Origin of the sequence: Acinetobacter sp. UBA6720, from assembly GCF_002454215.1 — a bacterium.
GTDB lineage: Bacteria > Pseudomonadota > Gammaproteobacteria > Pseudomonadales > Moraxellaceae > Acinetobacter.
This window is the reverse complement of the sequence record NZ_DKIK01000114.1, coordinates 10,182-11,474: the sequence shown is the minus strand read 5'-3', so window position 1 is coordinate 11,474 and position 1,293 is coordinate 10,182. Positions and strand designations below refer to the sequence as shown.

1 protein-coding gene and 1 pseudogene are annotated in these 1,293 nt (G+C 42.0%); one reads left to right on the top strand and one right to left on the bottom strand.

Annotated elements, in window-relative coordinates:
- Nucleotides 1–446, top strand: a pseudogene (locus tag B4F08_RS09820) (coproporphyrinogen III oxidase); the annotation flags it as partial.
- Between the two features lie 61 nt (nt 447–507).
- Here the strand turns inward: B4F08_RS09820 and ribA are convergent.
- Nucleotides 508–1,110: a GTP cyclohydrolase II gene (gene ribA, locus B4F08_RS09815; protein ID WP_110974055.1), complete on the bottom strand. Its 603-nt coding sequence runs from the start codon at nt 1,108–1,110 to the stop codon at nt 508–510.
- Between the last annotated feature and the right edge of the window lie 183 nt (nt 1,111–1,293).

The following is a 1,293-nucleotide window of genomic DNA, read 5'->3' as shown; positions in this document are numbered from 1 at the left end:
TGCATCGCAATTTTATGGGCTACACCGCTTCGAAAACCCAAGTGATGATTGGTTTAGGGCTTTCCTCAATCAGCGACAGTTGGTATAGCTTTGCGCAAAATGAAAAAAAACTCGAAGATTATTATGCGAGACTCGAAAACAATGAAATTCCTGTCTATCGTGGGCATATTTTAAGTGCCGAAGATTTGATGATTCGTCGTCATATTTTAAATTTGATGTGTGGCTTTCAAACGTCGTGGGCAGAACCAGAGATGCAATTTCCAGAATTGGTTGAGGTCTTGGGACAACTAGAAGAAATGCAGGACGATGGTTTATTAGAGATTAAGCCACAAAGTATACGGGTGACTGAGCAAGGCAAAGCCTTTGTACGTAATATTTGTATGGCGTTTGATTTGCATTTAAAACGCCGCCGACCCGAGAGCCGTATTTTCTCCATGACCATCTAATATGATTGGAGTGCTCTAAGTCGCCCTTTAAAAAAGCAGGCTTAGAGCATGTTTTCAAAATTTAAAAATCATCTTTCTTGTACAAGTGCGCCATGCGCTCATGTTTGGTCTTTAAATATTCTTCATTGAAGGGATTTAAACCAACCGTCAATGGTACACGATCCACCACATTGATCCCTTGTTCTTGCAGTGCTGCAATCTTCAGTGGATTATTGGTAATCAAGCGCACCTGCTGAATCTTCAGGTGATCCAACATAATGCTGACCATGTCATAACGACGTGCATCGGCAGGGAGGTTAAGCATCAGGTTGGCATCAACGGTGTCATGCCCTTGGTCTTGCAGCGCATAAGCACGAATTTTATTGGTGAGACCAATGCCACGACCTTCTTGACGCAAATACAGAATCACCCCTTGTCCAGCTTCATTAATCAGTTTTTGCGTGGCTTGCAATTGTGGGCCACAGTCACACTTCAAGGACGCAAAGGCATCGCCTGTGAGACATTCTGAATGAACACGGACTAAAACGGGTTCTGTGATCGGCTGATCGAGACCTTTTGAGAGTGCAACATGTTCTTCACCGGTCTTAGGATCTTGAAATACGGTGATGTTAAACTCACCAAAAGCAGTCGGTAAACGGGATGTAGCAACAAATTCAATCGGCACAGCTAAACCTGTAAATAGTTCAGAAATTGGCTAAAGTATAGCGTAATGCATCGACATTGGTAGAATTGCATCCATGAATTTATGCAGAAGATTTTCTTTTTTGTATAAAGCGAACGATAATAGTTGATAAATAGTAAGATTATTCAGGATAATCACATCCACTAAACGAACACCCAGTGAGAG